The 17,235-nt window shown below is 45.0% G+C and carries 17 protein-coding genes; 12 read left to right on the top strand and 5 right to left on the bottom strand.

Annotation, left to right across the window (positions count from 1 at the left end; all coding sequences use genetic code 11):
* Positions 1 to 30 precede the first annotated feature (30 nt).
* From LZT21_RS03935 to LZT21_RS03890, 10 genes are all read left to right on the top strand, one after another.
* Entirely contained in the window at positions 31 to 1,233 is a 1,203-nt protein-coding gene (locus tag LZT21_RS03935; RefSeq protein WP_233989273.1) for an amino acid aminotransferase, read from the top strand.
* A 28-nt stretch (positions 1,234 to 1,261) separates the two neighbouring features.
* Positions 1,262 to 2,557: a polyhydroxyalkanoate depolymerase gene (locus LZT21_RS03930; RefSeq protein ID WP_233989272.1), complete on the top strand. Its 1,296-nt coding sequence runs from the start codon at positions 1,262 to 1,264 to the stop codon at positions 2,555 to 2,557.
* A 21-nt stretch (positions 2,558 to 2,578) separates the two neighbouring features.
* Positions 2,579 to 3,277 carry an electron transport complex subunit RsxB gene (gene rsxB / locus LZT21_RS03925; protein WP_233935794.1) on the top strand — a complete coding sequence of 233 codons (699 nt, stop codon included), beginning with the start codon at positions 2,579 to 2,581 and terminating at the stop codon, positions 3,275 to 3,277.
* Complete coding sequence (nth, locus tag LZT21_RS03920; protein WP_233924333.1) at positions 3,277 to 3,933, top strand: endonuclease III; 657 nt, start codon at positions 3,277 to 3,279, stop codon at positions 3,931 to 3,933. The genes rsxB and nth overlap by 1 nt, the downstream gene beginning before the upstream one ends.
* Entirely contained in the window at positions 3,920 to 4,351 is a 432-nt protein-coding gene (locus LZT21_RS03915) for a DUF1841 family protein (protein ID WP_233989271.1), read from the top strand. The genes nth and LZT21_RS03915 overlap by 14 nt, the downstream gene beginning before the upstream one ends.
* 113 nt (positions 4,352 to 4,464) lie before the next feature.
* Positions 4,465 to 5,445 (top strand): TRAP transporter substrate-binding protein, encoded by a 981-nt coding sequence (locus tag LZT21_RS03910; RefSeq protein ID WP_233989270.1) that lies wholly within the window; start codon positions 4,465 to 4,467, stop codon positions 5,443 to 5,445.
* 24 nt (positions 5,446 to 5,469) lie between these two features.
* The gene (locus LZT21_RS03905) at positions 5,470 to 6,027 is read left to right on the top strand and encodes a TRAP transporter small permease subunit (protein ID WP_233989269.1); all 558 of its coding nucleotides are present in this window, start codon (positions 5,470 to 5,472) and stop codon (positions 6,025 to 6,027) included.
* Complete coding sequence (locus LZT21_RS03900) at positions 6,024 to 7,334, top strand: TRAP transporter large permease subunit (RefSeq protein WP_233924329.1); 1,311 nt, start codon at positions 6,024 to 6,026, stop codon at positions 7,332 to 7,334. Before LZT21_RS03905 ends, LZT21_RS03900 begins: the two co-directional genes overlap by 4 nt.
* Before the next feature lie 37 nt (positions 7,335 to 7,371).
* The gene (locus tag LZT21_RS03895; protein WP_233935785.1) at positions 7,372 to 9,162 is read left to right on the top strand and encodes an urea amidolyase family protein; all 1,791 of its coding nucleotides are present in this window, start codon (positions 7,372 to 7,374) and stop codon (positions 9,160 to 9,162) included.
* The gene (locus LZT21_RS03890; protein ID WP_233924327.1) at positions 9,159 to 9,893 is read left to right on the top strand and encodes a 5-oxoprolinase subunit PxpA; all 735 of its coding nucleotides are present in this window, start codon (positions 9,159 to 9,161) and stop codon (positions 9,891 to 9,893) included. The genes LZT21_RS03895 and LZT21_RS03890 overlap by 4 nt, the downstream gene beginning before the upstream one ends.
* Before the next feature lie 26 nt (positions 9,894 to 9,919).
* Here LZT21_RS03890 and LZT21_RS03885 read toward each other — a convergent pair whose 3' ends face one another.
* The 3 genes from LZT21_RS03885 to clpB form a co-directional block, all read right to left on the bottom strand.
* Entirely contained in the window at positions 9,920 to 10,348 is a 429-nt protein-coding gene (locus tag LZT21_RS03885; RefSeq protein WP_233989268.1) for an HIT family protein, read from the bottom strand.
* 115 nt (positions 10,349 to 10,463) lie between these two features.
* Positions 10,464 to 11,762, bottom strand: a complete 1,299-nt coding sequence (aceA, locus tag LZT21_RS03880; RefSeq protein WP_233924325.1) for an isocitrate lyase — start codon at positions 11,760 to 11,762, stop codon at positions 10,464 to 10,466.
* Positions 11,763 to 12,010: 248 nt separating this feature from the next.
* Complete coding sequence (gene clpB / locus LZT21_RS03875; RefSeq protein ID WP_233924324.1) at positions 12,011 to 14,620, bottom strand: ATP-dependent chaperone ClpB; 2,610 nt, start codon at positions 14,618 to 14,620, stop codon at positions 12,011 to 12,013.
* Between the two features lie 74 nt (positions 14,621 to 14,694).
* Between clpB and LZT21_RS03870 the strand changes: the two genes are divergently transcribed.
* Positions 14,695 to 14,955: a GIY-YIG nuclease family protein gene (locus LZT21_RS03870; protein ID WP_233924323.1), complete on the top strand. Its 261-nt coding sequence runs from the start codon at positions 14,695 to 14,697 to the stop codon at positions 14,953 to 14,955.
* On the opposite strand, the gene LZT21_RS03865 is transcribed toward LZT21_RS03870, so the two are convergent.
* Complete coding sequence (locus tag LZT21_RS03865) at positions 14,952 to 15,914, bottom strand: tripartite tricarboxylate transporter substrate binding protein (protein ID WP_233989267.1); 963 nt, start codon at positions 15,912 to 15,914, stop codon at positions 14,952 to 14,954. The genes LZT21_RS03870 and LZT21_RS03865 overlap by 4 nt on opposite strands.
* Before the next feature lie 58 nt (positions 15,915 to 15,972).
* Between LZT21_RS03865 and LZT21_RS03860 the strand changes: the two genes are divergently transcribed.
* On the top strand, positions 15,973 to 16,749 hold the full coding sequence (locus LZT21_RS03860; protein WP_233989266.1) for an amidohydrolase: 777 nt from the start codon (positions 15,973 to 15,975) through the stop codon (positions 16,747 to 16,749).
* A gap of 112 nt (positions 16,750 to 16,861) precedes the next feature.
* Here LZT21_RS03860 and LZT21_RS03855 read toward each other — a convergent pair.
* Positions 16,862 to 17,235, bottom strand: a 374-nt coding sequence (locus LZT21_RS03855; protein WP_233989265.1) for a hypothetical protein, incomplete at its 5' end; no start/stop codon positions are given.

The following is a 17,235-nucleotide window of genomic DNA, read 5'->3' as shown; positions in this document are numbered from 1 at the left end:
AGAGCCCTTAACCCGAACTATAGCGATCCAATGACCCTGTTTTCCTCTGTTGAGTTAGCCCCAAAAGACCCTGTTTTTGGCACAACCGAAGCCTATACGGCCGATAAAAATCCCACTAAAGTCAATTTAGGCGTCGGTGTTTACTACACTGATGAGGGGAAAGTACCTGTCCTTAAAGCAGTCGTTGAGGCAGAAGCCACTCACGTAGCCAAACGCACCCCCCGGAGTTATGTTCCTATCGAGGGTCCGCTAGCTTACAACTCCGAAGTGCAAAAATTACTCTTTGGCGCAGATTCCCCTCTCCTTAAAGAAGGTCGAGTGGTCACCGCAGCATGTTTAGGCGGTACGGGCGCCCTCCGAGTGGGAGCTGAATTTATTAAGCGTTTAGAACCCAACGTACCAGCGGCAATTAGTGCCCCGACTTGGGAAAATCATCGCGGTATTTTTGAGTCGGCTAACTTTAAAGTGCTGGAGTACACCTACTTCGATAGCAAAACCCGTGGTGTTGATTTTGCCGGCATGGTGCAATCCCTTGAATCTTTCCCACCACGCACTGCAGTCGTCTTGCATGCCTGCTGTCATAACCCTACTGGTGCCGATCTGACGCTTGAGCAGTGGCAACAACTGGTCACCATTTTTAAAACACGAGACTTAATTCCATTTTTAGATATTGCCTATCAGGGTTTTGCAGCCGGCATCGAAGAAGATGGGCTGGCGGTACGATTATTTGCTGATTCAGGCATGTCATTTTTTGTATCGAGTTCCTTTTCAAAATCATTTTCCTTGTATGGCGAACGAGTTGGAGCAATCTCAATCGTCACCCAAAGTCGCGATGAAGCGGCACGCGTACTCTCCCAACTAAAACGGGTCATTCGGACGAATTATTCAAACCCGCCAACCCATGGTGGCGCAGTCGTTGCGACCATTTTAAGCTCACCAGAGTTAAGAAAAATGTGGGAAGATGAGCTGGCGGAAATGCGTCTGCGCATCAAGGCCATGCGTACTCAACTTGTTACCAAACTCAAGGCAGCCGGAGTAAAACAAAACTTTGATTTCATTCAAACGCAACGGGGTATGTTCTCGTACTCAGGGCTTACCCCTGAACAAGTTCATCGCCTGCAAGTAGAAGATAGTATTTATGCTTTATCCACTGGCCGTATTTGCGTCGCCGCCCTCAATACAAAAAATATTGACAAAGTAGCGCAAGCCATTGCTAAAGTTTTAGCAGCCTAAGCCTTAATATTAGTCGCCAGGAGGCCCTATGCTCTATCAAATGTACGAATTTCAAAAAGCGCTTTTACTACCGATGAGCTCTTGGGCCAAAGCGGCCGCCGATACTTTCATGAATGTATCGAACCCCTTATCAAAAATCCCTGGATCTGAACGTTTAGCAGCCAGCTATGAATTGCTTTATCGACTTGGTAAAGAATATAAAAAGCCCGAATTTGGTATCCGCTCCGTGCATGCTTATGGTAGCGAAGTGGTCATTCATGAAGTCACTAAAGTTGCTAAACCATTTTGCAAATTAATTCAATTCAAACGCTATTCAGATGATGCGCAAGTAATTAATCAGATGAAGCATGATCCGACGATTTTATTGGTTGCACCGCTATCGGGCCATCACTCCACCCTTTTACGTGACACCGTGCGTACTTTATTGCAAGATCACCAGGTCTTTATCACCGACTGGGTCGATGCTCGCCAAGTTCCCTTGACTGAAGGGGAGTTTGGTTTAGATGACTATGTTCATTACATCCAAGACTTTATGCGTGATATTGGCGTTGCAAACCTACACGTCATTTCAGTTTGCCAACCAACCGTACCCACCTTAGCAGCAGTTGCTTTAATGGCTTCTCAAGGTGAGCCATTGCCGCTGTCAATGATTATGATGGGCGGACCAATTGATGCACGTAAATCGCCTACCGCGGTGAACTCATTGGCTGATAAAAAATCGTATGAATGGTTTAAGAGTCATGTCATATATAAAGTACCCCCACCCAATCCGGGGGTTGGACGTAGTGTCTATCCTGGTTTCCTACAGCACTCTGGCTTTATTGCGATGAATCCACAGAATCATCTGCAATCCCATTGGGATTACTTCCAAAATTTGGTGCGTGGTGACGAATTAGATGCTAAGCAACACATTCATTTCTATGATGAATATAACGCGGTCTTAGATATGGATGCCAAGTATTACCTCGACACAATTAAGACAGTTTTTCAAGACTTTGCTTTACCTAATGGGACGTGGGAAGTGGCCGGAAAACGCGTTAAGCCAGAAGACATTAAAACTACAGCCCTTCTCACGATTGAGGGCGAGTTAGATGACATATCTGGAAGCGGCCAAACTCGAGCAGCACATAAATTATGTAAAGGCATTCCACTGGAGCAAAAAGATCACTATGAAGTATCGGGGGCGGGTCATTATGGTATTTTTTCTGGCCGCCGTTGGCGCGAAAAAGTCTATCCACGCATCCAAGCCTTTATTCGAGCACATGAAGATACCCGTCGTACGACACCTCCACGTGCTAGCAAAGCGCCTGCTAAATTGGCTTAACTTGCCCTCCCTTGTCTCACTATGAATGCAGTGGAGTTGGCAGCGCTTTTAGAAAACGCCTTGCCACAAACCCAATGCACTAAATGCAGTTATCCAAATTGTCGTGGCTATGCAGAAGCGATGTCTACAGGGGCTGCTCCCCCCAATCAATGCCCGCCAGGGGGTGCTGAAGGTATTACTCGCTTAACTCGTATTTTAGAAATCAATCTTCCTCAAGCCCACTTTCCGCAGCTCGAACTAAATCCAGTCAATGGCAAAGAACGTCCGCGTGCCGTGGCATACATTCATCCCGAACAATGTATTGGCTGCACCTTATGCATTCAAGCCTGTCCTGTCGATGCGATTGTTGGCGCATCAAAACAAATGCACGTGGTACTTACTGAATGGTGTACTGGCTGTGACTTATGCATTCCACCGTGCCCAGTCGATTGCATCAGCATGGTAGACGTGACTGGCGAAAGGACAGGTTGGGACGCCTGGTCACAACCCCTCGCTGATTTAGCCCACAGCCGCTATTACCAAAGGGAAACACGCTTAGACCGCGAGCAAAAAGATAATCAAGTGCGCCTCAGCTTAAAGGCGCAAGCAAAGTTGGCTGAATTAGATTTAACTAAGGCACAGTCTAGCGCTGAGCTCACTGAAATTGAACGTAAACGCGCCATCATTGCTGCTGCTATTGCACGTGCCCAAGAACAAACGAAGGCCGCTGGCAACCCATGATGAATCGAACGCAACGCGAAACATTTTTTCAGCAATTAAAAAACAACAATCCACATCCAGAAACTGAGCTTGAATATAGCTCGCCTTTTGAACTGCTTGTAGCCGTATTGTTGTCAGCACAGGCTACTGATATTTCCGTTAATAAAGGTACACGCCAACTCTTTAAGGTCGCTAATACACCCCAAGCCATACTAGCCTTGGGTGAGGCCGGCGTTCAGCCCTACATACAACATATCGGCTTATTTCGCACTAAAGGAAAACACTTGCAAGCGACCTGCCAACTACTGCTTGATCGGCATGCTGGGGAAGTGCCACGTGTTCGCGCAGATCTTGAAGCTTTACCTGGGGTGGGTAGAAAAACGGCTAATGTCATTCTCAATACGGCGTTTGGCGAACCCACTATTGCAGTTGATACCCATATTTTTCGAGTCTCGAATCGTACTGGCTTAGCTCCTGGCAAAGATGTGCAAGCCGTTGAACAACAATTACTCAAGCGTGTACCAAAAGAATTTTTACTCGATGCGCATCACTGGCTCATTCTGCATGGTCGTTATATTTGTAAAGCCCGTAATCCCGATTGCGCGCATTGTCTGGTAGAGCCACTCTGCCAATATCCCCATAAAACGAGTCAAGGAAAAATCCGTGGCGCTCTTTAATCCAAGCCGAGAAGAAGTACGGCGCTTCTTTTGCGAAACGTGGCAAAAACAAACTCAAAGCCAAATCTTGACGCCCTTGGAGACGCTGGCTACTCAATGGATTGCACAACATCCTGAGTACCACCCCCTCTTGAGTAATACAGAAGCAGCACTCCAGAAAGACTACACACCTGAAGGTGGGGTTACTAATCCTTTTTTGCATCTTTCCATGCATTTATCGATTAGCGAGCAAATTTCCATCGATCAGCCGCCAGGGATTCGCGACATTCAACAACGCTTAGTGCAAAAATTGGGCTCAGAACATGAAGCCCAACACCAAATCATGGAATGCCTTGGTCAAGTGATGTGGGAGGCCCAGCGCCTTGGTGGAAACCCTGATGCGCAAGCATATTCATTAGCCTTGCAGCGCTTACTTTAAACAATTTCTCGCAAACCCTAATTTGGTGCACTCCATTTAGCCAAATGGCTGAGTGAAAATGTTACTATTTTGAATCGCGGCTTAATATAGGCGCCCTAGAGGAGACTTTAATCATGAAATCGTTGCAATGGTTTTTTAAAATTAGCTTAGCAGCATTACTTATTGCGCCGTTGGGCTTAATCCAAGCGCAAACTAAATGGGATTTAGCTAGCGCCTATCCTGTGAGTAATTTTCATACCCAAAATTTACAAACTTTAGCAGCTGATATTGAAAAAGCGACTAATGGCAAACTAAAAATTGTGGTTCATCCTAACGGCTCCCTCTTTCCTGCTAATGGCATCAAACGTGCAGTACAGACTGGTCAAGCCCAAATGGGCGAATTACTAGTTTCCTCTTTGGCCAATGAAAATCCAATTTTTGGCGTTGACTCAATTCCATTTTTAGCAACTAGCTATAAAGAAGCTGCCAAACTTTGGGCCCTATCAAAAGAACCCATTGAAAAGGCTCTACAAAAACAAGGCATCAAGGTTTTATATGCTGTACCTTGGCCACCTCAAGGTCTTTACTCTAAAAACCCCATCACTTCTGGGGCTGATCTTAAAGGCCTAAAATGGCGCGCTTATAATCCAGCTACATCTAAGATTGCTGAATTAGTAGGCGCACAACCCATTACTGTGCAAGTTGCAGACTTAGCCCAAGCATTAGCAACGGGTACCGTCAATGCCATGATGACTTCTGGCGCAACGGGCGTGGATATTAAGGTTTGGGAAAGCTTAAAGTATTACTATGAAGTAGATGCATGGCTGCCAAACAATATCCTTATGGTTAATCAAAAAGATTTTGATTCTTTAGATAAACCCACTCAAGCGATTCTGGTTAAATTAAGTGCGGAGGCACAAAAACGGGGCTGGGAAGTTTCAGAAAAGAAGAACAAGAGCGACAAAGAAATCTTGGCTAAAAATGGCATGACGGTTGGACCACCATCTCCTGCACTTAAAAATGATTTAGATCGTGTCGGACGCATTATGGTGGCCGAATGGATTAGGTCAGCAGGTGAAGAAGGGCAAAAAATTATTACCACCTTTAAAAAATAATTTACTTAGCGAGCCCGATTTAGTATGACGGAGTCTAGACGAACTCAATTGGGTCGCTTACTTGATGTCATTATTAACGGAGCCGCCATCTTGGCGGCTTTGTGTATTTTGACTGTTGGCGCATTAATGATGGCGATGTCACTGTCACGCGAATTCGGCCTTAATTTGCGTGGCGCCGACGATCTCATTGCTTGGCTCTGCGCCGCCTCTGCCTTTCTCATTCTAGCGCAAACCTTTCAGCATGGCGGCATTGTGCGCGTCGAAATTGTCCTTAATCGCCTTAACCCTCTTTGGCGTTGGCGCATGGAGTGGATCTCTCTACTCTTCTTATTAGGATTTTGTCTCTTTGCACTTAGTGCATTTACTTTATTTACTTATCAAAGCTGGGACTTTGGTGATGTATCACCAGGTCAAATTGTGGTGCCTTTGTGGATCCCGCAAATTTTTGTCGCAATCGGTAGTCTTATTTTTACACTTGCCGTAATAGATGAGCTAATCCGCGTTCTCCGACATCAGAAACCACGTTATCAAGCGCTCCAAGAAGAGCGTTTAGCAGCTGGTGATTTTGGAGAAACCTTGTGAGCATTGTCACTATCGCGCTTTTGCTGTTGGTGCTGATGACCGTGTTATTGATGATGGGTATTTGGATTCCGGCTGGCGTAGCCATTACCGCCTGGATTGGTTTGGGGCTTTTTTCCAACAAAGACACCATGATTAATTTAGCCAATGCTTGGTGGAATTCGAGCTCCTCCTATACTCTGGCCGCTTTACCCTTATTTGTATGGATGGGCGAAATTTTATTTCGCACCAAGCTCTCAGAGCAAATGTTCACTGGTTTGGCGCCTTGGCTTAATTGGCTACCTGGCAGACTTATGCATGTGAATATTTTAGGCTGCGGTATTTTTGGCTCAGTCTCAGGCTCATCTGCAGCAACATGCGCCACGATTGCTAAATCGGCCTTACCTGAATTAACCAAGCGCGGATATGACCCAAAAATTACTTTGGGCTCATTATCCTGTGCGGGCACACTCGGTATTTTGATTCCACCCTCAATCATCATGGTGGTCTATGCTGTCGCAGCCGATCAATCCATCATCCGAATTTTTTTAGCGGGCTTTATTCCTGCGGCGATTTTGATGCTTTTGTTCTCTGGCTACATTGTCGTTTGGGCACTGCTCAACCCGACTAAAACACCAAAGGCTGAAAAATATTCTCTGCGCCAACGCATCCATTCAATTGGTCAGCTGTTGCCGTGTACAGCACTAATTGTTTTCATTACTTGGGTCATGTTAAAGGGCTACGCAACAGCCACAGAAGCTGCAGCCTACGGAGTCGTTGGCTCGCTAATTTTAGCTGCGCTGGGTAAAAGCCTCACCTGGAAAAACTTTTGGGAGAGCCTTTTGTCGGCAACCCGCTTAACCGCAATGATTATGTTTGTGTTGGGTGCAACCTCATTTTTATCGATCGTCATGAGTTATACCGGCATCCCACGCGGCCTAGCTGAATGGGTGGCGAGCTTACATTTAAGTCCTTGGGCGCTGATTGCAGTATTAACTGTGATTTATATTTTATTGGGCACTGCGCTAGATGGCATTTCAATGATTGCACTGACTACAGTAACGGTATTACCAATGGTGCAACTTGCTGGCTTTGATTTAGTCTGGTTTGGGATTTTTATTGTGCTCTTAGTGGAAATTGCCGAAGTAACCCCACCAGTCGGTTTTAATCTTTTTGTGCTGCAAAGTATGACAGGCAAAGATAGTAACTATATTGCTAAGGTATCCTTTCCTTTTTTCATGATGATGGTCATTGCAGTGGGCTTAATTACGATTTGGCCTGAATTGGTTACTTGGTTGCCAGATCAAGTGATGCAAAAAGAAATAAAGTAGCGCAATTAGCCACTAATTTTTTTCCTGAGTTTAGATAATGGTCTCGGTAAATAAAAACCAAGTCAATCATACTGCTGCATCGATTCCCTATTTTAATCTGGGAGATAGCTGTCTTTTGCTGGATTGTTCACAGACCAGCTCACCCATTAAAGCGGTGCATGCACTCACCCAGACGCTCTTTAAAAATCATCCTGAGTGGGCACTTGATATTATTCCAGGTATCGAAACTCTACTCATTCGCTATCACTTTAAGCAGCGCGCTCCCGAGGAGGTGCGAGCCCTTGCCAAACTCGAAATGGATCTTTTATTGCAAAATTTTTTGCCCACACTGGAAAATAAACCACCAACAAACAATCAAGTACATACCATTCGAATTTGTTATGACGAGCGCGTAGCGCCTGATTTAGTAACCAGTGCAGCGCAATGCAAATTAACTACGCGTGAGTTCATTGAATTACATCAGCAGTCTAATTTTACGGTCGATATTGTTGGTTTTATGCCTGGCTTTGCATATTGCAGTGGCTTAAATCCGCAACTTAAATTACCACGGCTGAAGTCGCCTCGTGCTGCAGTTCCTGCTGGTTCAATCGCTATTGCCGGCTTGCAAACAGCAATTTATCCCCAAGCTACACCAGGTGGTTGGAATTTAATTGGTAAGTGCCCCGAGACCTTATTTGATGTCAATCGTAATCCTCCCGGGCTCTTTATGCCTGGCGATCAGATCCAGATTGAAGAAATTACCTTTGCTGAACTGCTAGAAATTGAGGCGGTAGAGGCGACTGCTAACAAACACAACATTGCCCTTGTGCAAAGTCATGAACCCAAGCCAATTGATCTTGAAATCATGAATTCCGGCACGCTCACCACGATTCAAGATGCTCCTCGATATGGTTTGATGCATTGGGCTGTAAGTCCTGGTGGTTCTGTAGATCAAGCCGCCCTGCAGTTGGCGAATGCTTTGGTTGGCAATGCTCCCGATACTGCTGCACTGGAAATTACTTCCATTGGACCCCGCCTTATTTTTCACAACGCAGCCATCATCGCTTGGATTGGTGGTATCTGTGAGGTAAAAATTAATGGACAACTCACTCCCGGTAACCGTCCCATTTCGATCAAGGCGGGCTCAAGAGTCGAATTTGCTGAAATTGCATCGGGCTACCGGCTGATCTTGGCTATTCGTGGCGGCATCGATACGCCAACAATTCTCGGTCGTAAGGGCTCCTACTTAAGTGCCAATATTGGCCCTAAAAGACTGCAGAAAGGCGACGTTCTGAGCTTAATACAGTCTTCTCAAGTTGATATGGAGCCTGCGCTGCAGGCCTTAGTTGATCAATCCAAGCCGCAGCACTATCCCAAATGGTCGATCCAATCACCCTATATCGCTAATCAAAAAATTGCTGTAATTGATGCTTTACCAGGGCTACATTTGCAACAACTGAGTAAAAAGGAGCAAGCGCTATTCTGGCAGACAGTCTGGACTATTTCCCCCCAAAGTAACCGAATGGGGATGCGCCTACAAGGTGACTTTGCTTTGAAAATACCTTTTCCTGAAATTGCTTCGCAAGGCATGATGCTAGGCACCGTGCAACTACCTGCATCTGGTGAGCCCATTATCATGATGGCTGAGCACCAAACGACTGGGGGTTATCCCCGTCTTGCTGAAGTTATTCGTAGTGCCCAAACTAAATTAGCTCAGTTAAAGCCTGGGCAGCAGATTCGCTTGAACCCAGTTACCTTAAATGAAGCAGATGCAATAAACTTACATGCTGATGAAGAGCTACAAACGACGCTTGCAGCAATTAAAATAGCTCTTGGAGGCAAACCATGAATAAAAAAATTGATCTGAATAGTGACATGGGCGAAGGCTATGGCGTATGGAATATGGGCCATGACCTAGAATTGCTGAACTATATTAGCTCGACCAACATTGCCTGTGGCTGGCATGCTGGTGATGCGCGGCGAATGCGTAATTTAGTGACGGCAGCAGTCGAAAAAAATGTGCGCATTGGCGCTCATCCTGGTCTACCAGATTTAAATGGTTTTGGGCGACGCGAAATGGCCATTACAGCTGAAGATGCCTACGATTTTGTGATGTACCAAACCGGGGCGTTGCAGGCATTTGTGCTCGCTGCTGGGGCTAAGTTGCATCATGTTAAGCCGCATGGTGCTTTGTATACTCAAGCAGCTAAAGATCTCGAACTAGCGCGTGGTATTGCTAGAGCTGTCCATGATCTTGGTGACGACATCATCTTGTATGGCCTAGCATCAAGTTGTTTTGTACAAGCAGCCGCAGAATTTAAAGTGCCCTTGTGGCAAGAAGTCTTTGCCGATCGACGTTACTTAGCTAGCGGCTTATTAGTTCCTCGTAGTAATCCTCGCGCGGTACTATCGGATGAAGCTGAAGCGCTAGCACAGGCTATCGCGATGGCCCACCAAGGAACCGTGCAAACGATCGATGGTACTACTATTCAATTGCAGGCAGATACGCTGTGTATTCATGGCGATAACCCGCATGCATTGGTATTTGCCAAGGCCATCGCTAAACAATTACTCGCATAGAGAGGGGTAGTATCGGGATTGCTTAACTAGTGCAAAGTAGCGATCGTTTCGCGAATCATTTTAGGTAGTTGTAAAGCCAATTGCTGTCTAACTAAAAGCGGATTAATTTTTTCACCCCGCTTACGTTGCGACCAAACAGAGTCAGGGAAAAATGGATCATCCTCATAACGCGGAATAATATGCCAGTGCAAATGAGGCACTTGATTGCCTAATGATGCTAAATTAACTTTGTTTGGTTGCATCACCTGACGCATTGCTTCTTCAACGGCAAATACAATGGTCATCAAAATTTCCCGTTCGGAATAACTTAAGTCGGTCATTTCAGCGACGTGGCGATTCCAAATCACACGGCATAAACCGGGCAAATCAGGGTCTGCCACCTGCACTACGCGGCAATCATCACCACTCCAGATGACGATACCGCCGTCTTGTTCACATAAGTTGCAATTAGCCATAACTAAGAATGTAATAGAAAAAGGCGCTCAAGTCACCCTTGTAAGGTTTCTTGAGCGCCATCACAACAACTTTAGGCGCTTTTACGGTATTTGCGCTTACTTTAGGAAGCTAAATTTAGTGAAATTGCTCTTCTTCGGTTGAGCCTGTTAAAGCGGTTACCGAAGACTTTCCACCCTGAATGACCGTTGTTACATCATCGAAATAGCCTGTACCCACTTCTTGCTGATGTGAGACGAAGGTATAACCCCGCTCACGCGCAGCAAATTCTGGTTCTTGTACTTTTTCTACATACGCTGTCATGCCGCGGGTTGCGTAGTCTTGTGCTAAATCAAACATGTTGTACCACATCGAATGAATGCCAGCTAAGGTTATAAATTGGTACTTATAACCCATTGCACCCAACTCGCGTTGGAACTTGGCAATTGTCGCGTCATCTAAATTCTTTTTCCAGTTAAATGAAGGTGAACAGTTGTAGGCCAACATTTTTCCGGGGAATTTAGCCCGCACCGCTTCAGCAAACTTACGGGCAAAATCCAAATCGGGCGTACCTGTTTCACACCACACCATATCGGCATAGGCAGCGTAAGCTAAACCTCGGGATATTGCTTGATCTAAGCCTTTGCGGGTTTTATAAAAGCCTTCAGGCGTACGTTCACCAGTTAGGAAGGGTTGATCATTTTCATCGTAGTCAGAAGTAATTAAATCGGCTGCTTCAGCATCAGTACGCGCCAAAATAATTGTTGGCGTACCCATCACATCGGCTGCCAAGCGCGCTGAAATCAGTTTTTGAACTGATTCTTGAGTGGGCAATAAAACTTTGCCACCTAAGTGTCCGCACTTCTTCACTGACGATAATTGATCTTCAAAATGGACAGCGGCTGCACCACTTTTAATTAAGGCCTTACTTAATTCATAAGCATTTAACACGCCACCAAAACCAGCTTCAGCGTCGGCAACAATCGGCGCATAGTAATCGATATAACCCGGATCGCCAGGATTAATTCCCTTTGACCACTGAATCTGATCAGCCCGCTCAAAGGTGTTATTAATGCGTTCTACGACTTTGGGTACCGAATCAACTGGGTATAAAGACTGGTCTGGATACATCGCTGCATACGAATTATTATCGGCAGCTACTTGCCAACCTGATAGGTAAATGGCTTTAATGCCTGCCTTCACTTGTTGCATGGCCTGGCCGCCAGTTAATGCCCCCAAAGTACTGACATAGGCTTCGTTATTAACTAGATTCCATAATTTCTCAGCACCAGTCTTCGCGAGGGTGTGTTCAATTTTGAGTGAGCCACGTAAACGCACGACATCATCAGCGGTATAGCCACGCTTAATACCCTGCCAACGAGGGTTGGTATCCCAATCCTTTTGAATTGCTGCTGCCTCTGCTTTGCGTGTACTCATCATGCTCTCCTTGGATAAATAAAATCAGTCTTATGTCTTATATAAGAGTGTAGAGATTACAAGCCAAGTTGCAAGCCTTATAACAACAGAATATAAAAATATTTAAGCCAACATTATCAATAACTTACAGTTATTAATTCACTATATGAAATGATAATTCAGTGCTTGAAATAAATTCGAGCAAGTTTGTTGCGCTGCATTTTAGCCAGGGAAATGCCATTCCATATGATGAAATGGCACCATCAAGCTTAATGCACTTGCCGCTTAAAGCTAAATTCACCTTTTTTATCGACATCCACTGGCACTACGTCCTTCGGTCCAAAGGTGCCTTCCAAAATCATTTTTGAAACTGGGTTCTCAATGTATTGTTGAATGGCCCGCTTTAATGGTCGCGCACCATAGACTGGGTCAAAACCTACTTCAGCAATCTTATCTAAGGCGGCGTCACTCACCTCTAGTTGCATATCAACCTTTGCCAAGCGATCAGCTAAGTTTTTCAAGAGAATCTTGGCAATGGAAGCAATGTTCTTTTTATCAAGTCCATGGAACACCACAATTTCATCGATGCGATTCAGAAACTCAGGGCGGAAATGATTTTTCAATTCGCCAAAGACAGCTTCTTTAATGGCTGCTTGTTTTTTACCTTCGCTGGACATCGATTGAATTAAATGCGAGCCAATATTACTTGTCATCACAATCACGGTATTTTTAAAGTCAACCGTTCTGCCTTGCCCATCAGTTAAGCGACCATCATCCAATACCTGTAACAGTACATTGAATACATCAGGGTGGGCTTTCTCAATTTCATCAAACAAAATCACGCTATAGGGCTTGCGTCTTACTTGCTCGGTAAGGTAGCCGCCCTCTTCGTAACCCACATAGCCAGGGGGCGCACCAATTAAGCGGGCCACACTGTGTTTTTCCATGAACTCACTCATATCAATCCGAATTAAATGATCTTCACTATCAAACAAGAAACCCGCTAGTGCTTTACAGAGCTCGGTTTTGCCTACGCCGGTGGGGCCTAAAAATAAGAATGACCCATAGGGCCTATTCTCTTCTGATAAACCTGCACGTGAACGACGAATGGCATCAGAGACAGCTCGAATCGCTTCTTCCTGGCCCACGACGCGATTGTGTAATAACTCTTCCATTTTTAATAATTTATCGCGCTCACCTTGCATCATCTTCGATACGGGAATGCCAGTAGCGCGCGAGACAACTTCAGCAATTTCTTCAGCGCCAACCTGTGTACGTAGGAGTTTATTTTTAACTACGCCGTCTTTATCGCCCTTTGCCTCTGCTGCTGCGGCGGACTTTAGCTTTAGCTCTAACTCGGGCAATTTGCCATACTGCAGCTCGGCCACTTGCTCTAATTTACCTTCACGCTGCAGTTTCGTAATTTCCGCTTTAATCTTTTCAATTTCCTCTTTCAGGGTAGCGGCGCCCAAAACTGCTCCCTTTTCGGCCTTCCAAATCTCTTCTAAATCGGCATATTCAGCGCCCAAACGTTTGATTTCTTCTTCAATCAAATCTAGGCGCTTTTTGGATGCCTCATCTTTTTCCTTCTTCACCGCTTCGCGTTCAATTTTGAGCTGAATCAGGCGGCGCTCTAATTTATCCATCACCTCAGGCTTAGAGTCGATTTCCATACGAATGCGTGAGCCTGCCTCATCGATTAAATCGATGGCCTTGTCTGGCAAGAAACGGTCGGTAATATACCGATGTGACAACTCAGCCGCAGCAACAATGGCGGGATCGGTAATTTCAATACCATGATGCAATTCATAACGCTCTTGTAAGCCGCGCAAAATTGCAATCGTTGCCTCAACACTTGGCTCATCCACCATCACTTTTTGGAAGCGACGCTCTAATGCAGCATCTTTCTCAATGTATTTACGGTATTCATCGAGGGTAGTTGCGCCAATGCAATGCAATTCACCGCGCGCTAAAGCCGGTTTAAGCATATTGCCTGCGTCCATTGCCCCATCGGCCTTGCCTGCTCCTACCATCGTATGAATTTCGTCGATGAAGATAATGGTATTACCTTCATCCTTGGCAACATCATTTAGCACAGCCTTCAAACGTTCTTCAAATTCACCACGATATTTAGCGCCAGCTAATAACAAAGCCATATCTAACACTAATACGCGTTTATTTTTTAAAGTTTCTGGAACTTCACCATTGACAATACGCTGTGCCAAGCCCTCAACAATGGCAGTCTTACCTACGCCTGGCTCGCCTATTAAGACGGGATTATTTTTGCCGCGGCGTTGCAAAATTTGAATCGTGCGACGAATCTCATCATCGCGCCCAATTACTGGGTCAAGTTTGCCAAGACGAGCTCGCTCAGTTAAATCTAAGGTATATTTTTTTAAGGCTTCACGTTGACCTTCAGCATCGGCACTATTCACAGACTCTCCTCCTCGGACTACATCAATTGCGGCTTCTAAGGCTTTACGGGTTAAACCATTTTCGCGAGCAGCTTTGCCTAACGGACCCTTATCATCAGCAATCACCAATAAAAAAAGTTCGCCAGCAATAAATTGATCGCCGCGCTTATTCGCTTCTTTTTCAGTGAGATTGAGCCAGCCCGATAAATCACGGCCAACCTGCACTTCTCCATTAGTCCCCTGCACTTCCGGAAAACCATCAATGATTTTTTGAGTCGCTTTTTCTAATCCGGCAACATTGACTCCAGCGCGGGTTAATAAGCTTCTTGCTGCGCCATCTCGCTCGCGTAACATGGCCATGAGCAAATGCGCTGGCTCAATGTATTGATTATCTTTCGATAAAGCAATGCTTTGCGCCTCGTTGAGCGCCTCCTGAAATTTACTAGTTAATTTATCGATTCTCATGATTTACCTTAAAGCGACAAAAATTAATATCATATGAGAATATAAGGGCAAATCCCCTAATTGCAAGCTGAAATATGCCTAAAACTACCCATTTTTCTTGGTATGTCTACCTCTTAGAGTGTAGCGATGAAACCTACTATGCCGGCATCACCAATCGCCTTGAGCATCGCTTAGAGGCCCATAATTTAGGACTTGGTGCTCGGTATACCCGCTCCCGCAGACCAGTGATTTTGCTCGCCAGTCAACCCCATCCTGACCGCTCCAGCGCCTCAAAAGCAGAAATAGCCCTCAAGCGCTTACCTCGGTCAAAAAAAATAGCGTTTTTTAAGCTTTAATCGACGCTTATCTTGCCGCTCTTCACGAGCCTTGCCCATTCTGCCATCTGGGCCTTAATAAATTTATCCGCCTCATTTGCATTGCCTTGAAAAATCTCGCCCCCCAGACTGATTACTTTGTCTCTTACTTCAGGCGTTTGCATCACCTTAGTTATTGCTTCAGATAATTTCAATAGAATTGGTGCGGGGGTTGCAGCAGGCGCAAAAATACCATTCCACTCATAGACTTCATACCCTGCAACACCAGCTTCGGCCATGGTGGGCACCGTCGGCATTGATGTGGCGCGTTTTTTGCCTGTAACCGCCAAAGCGTTTAATTTACCCGCGTCTACATACTGCTTAGTCGAGGCCACACTGCCAAAAAATACTGGCACCTGACCGCCAAGCACATCATTTAATGCTGGTCCACCGCCTTTATAGGGAATATGCTGCATCTCTACCCCGGCCTGAATTTCAAACAAGGCGCCCGCTAAATGTTGCGCCGAGCCATTACCGGAGGATGCGTACGCAATACTATTTGGCTTGGCTTTAGCCATCGTCACTAACTCTTTAACAGACTTCGCCGGAAAACTGGGGTTAACTAACAGCACGTTCGGATACTGGGCCAAAATACCTAAAGTCTTAAATTCTTTATTGGGATCATATGGCAACTTGGGAAATAAAGAGGGGTTAACAGAGTAAGAAGAAGCATCCAACATCAAGATATAGCCATCTGGATTAGCCTTGGCAACATAACTAGCGGCAATTTGACCACTTGCGCCTGGCTTATTTTCAACCACAATTGAGGTACCCAAGATCTTGCCCAATGGGGTAGCAATTGTTCGCGCCATTAAATCTGCAGTACCTCCAGGAGGATAACTAACAATTAAATTAATGGGCCGCGCTGGCCACTCTTGCGCTTGCGTCATACTTACTGTTGTTAATAACGCTAATAAAATTAGCCTCAATAGCAGCTTCATTGCAATCCCTTCATCGAGTAAACCTATATCTTAAGATGGTTAAGTTACCATATCCAATATGAATATTGATACTCATTTCCATATTTTTCGTAAAAATGATAGTCAAAGTACGACTGCGCGCTATACCGTTAAATACGATGCTGCATTTGAGGATTGGCGCAAAGTTACCAAGCCTAATGCCATTGAAGCAGGCATCTTAATTCAACCCAGTTTTCTTGGCTTTAATAACGATTATTTACTAACAACAATAAAACAAAACCCTAAAATATTAAAAGGGGTAGCAGTCGTCAGACCCAATACCTCTTCTGCTCATTTACGCAAGCTAAAAGATGAAGGCATTACTGGCGTGCGCCTAAACCTTGCTGGCGAGCAATATCCCCTAAAAGTGATTGAGGACAACCAAGATCTCATTGCCTTACTTCAAGGTTTAGCCATGCATTTAGAATTAAATCATGATAACGGCCGTTTAAATGAAATTTTGTTGGCGATTCCAAGTGGGGTTGATATTGTGATTAACCACTTTGGCAGACCCCAAAAAAATCAAGAATTTACAATAAACAATAGTGGAATAAAAAACCACACCGGGCGACTGTGGGTTAAGTTAAGTGCAACCTATAGATCACCAGCCATCGATCATCAAGCATTATTTGATTATTGGCTTAATACAATTGGGGCAACTCATTTGTTATGGGGTAGCGACTGGCCACATACCCAATTTGAAGAACAAGAGCATTATGAAAAACAATTGGCAATGCTTCGCCAATTAACATCTGATGGTGGCTTATTGCAGCAAATTTTGAGCGACAATCCAAAAGCACTGTATTGGAATTTTTAATATCCCACTAATTAGCTTTTTTATTATTTTGTGGCGGAGAGAGCTACCACGGAAAAATATAGCCTAGGCAAGCCTACTATAAATCCTACAGGTGGAATGTTGATAATATTATCTAATGTAATTGAGGCACGTCAAAAATAACTGGCAAGCTTACTGTAGCACCTGTAAGCTTAGTTGCTAATTCGTTTCTCGCATTTGCAGCTTCAGCTAAATTAGAAAATGTGGCTGAGACAATCTTTAAGTTGTCATAAACCTTGACTGAAACAATCGAAGCTTGATACGGATCGAAAGCTTTCTTGGCTAGATCAGTAGCAATACCTGAAATAAGCACTACTCCATCGCATTTGCCAACTTGACCCCGATCATCGATGACATAGCCACCGCCACCACTACTGGCCGACACAATACGATAGGTTGCCTGACGTGCTGAAATAGATCCTGCTGCACTGATCTTGCGGGTCGGGTCATTCTGATTAGCAGCAGCAA

This window comes from Polynucleobacter sp. IMCC 30228 (assembly GCF_021395205.1).
In the GTDB taxonomy this organism is placed as follows: Bacteria; Pseudomonadota; Gammaproteobacteria; order Burkholderiales; family Burkholderiaceae; genus Polynucleobacter.
This window is presented reverse-complemented; position numbering and strand designations above follow the sequence as displayed.

Bases quoted from the DNA above. Each gene is read 5' to 3' on its own strand.
- LZT21_RS03935 (WP_233989273.1), top strand. From the start codon at position 31: ATGACCCTGTTTTCCTCTGTTGAGTTAGCCCCAAAAGACCCTGTTTTT.
- LZT21_RS03930 (WP_233989272.1), top strand. From the start codon at position 1,262: ATGCTCTATCAAATGTACGAATTTCAAAAAGCGCTTTTACTACCGATG.
- rsxB (WP_233935794.1), top strand. From the start codon at position 2,579: ATGAATGCAGTGGAGTTGGCAGCGCTTTTAGAAAACGCCTTGCCACAA.
- nth (WP_233924333.1), top strand. From the start codon at position 3,277: ATGAATCGAACGCAACGCGAAACATTTTTTCAGCAATTAAAAAACAAC.
- LZT21_RS03910 (WP_233989270.1), top strand. From the start codon at position 4,465: ATGAAATCGTTGCAATGGTTTTTTAAAATTAGCTTAGCAGCATTACTT.
- LZT21_RS03905 (WP_233989269.1), top strand. From the start codon at position 5,470: ATGACGGAGTCTAGACGAACTCAATTGGGTCGCTTACTTGATGTCATT.
- LZT21_RS03895 (WP_233935785.1), top strand. From the start codon at position 7,372: ATGGTCTCGGTAAATAAAAACCAAGTCAATCATACTGCTGCATCGATT.
- LZT21_RS03890 (WP_233924327.1), top strand. From the start codon at position 9,159: ATGAATAAAAAAATTGATCTGAATAGTGACATGGGCGAAGGCTATGGC.
- LZT21_RS03885 (WP_233989268.1), bottom strand. From the start codon at position 10,348: ATGGCTAATTGCAACTTATGTGAACAAGACGGCGGTATCGTCATCTGG.
- aceA (WP_233924325.1), bottom strand. From the start codon at position 11,762: ATGAGTACACGCAAAGCAGAGGCAGCAGCAATTCAAAAGGATTGGGAT.
- clpB (WP_233924324.1), bottom strand. From the start codon at position 14,620: ATGAGAATCGATAAATTAACTAGTAAATTTCAGGAGGCGCTCAACGAG.
- LZT21_RS03870 (WP_233924323.1), top strand. From the start codon at position 14,695: ATGCCTAAAACTACCCATTTTTCTTGGTATGTCTACCTCTTAGAGTGT.
- LZT21_RS03865 (WP_233989267.1), bottom strand. From the start codon at position 15,914: ATGAAGCTGCTATTGAGGCTAATTTTATTAGCGTTATTAACAACAGTA.
- LZT21_RS03860 (WP_233989266.1), top strand. From the start codon at position 15,973: ATGAATATTGATACTCATTTCCATATTTTTCGTAAAAATGATAGTCAA.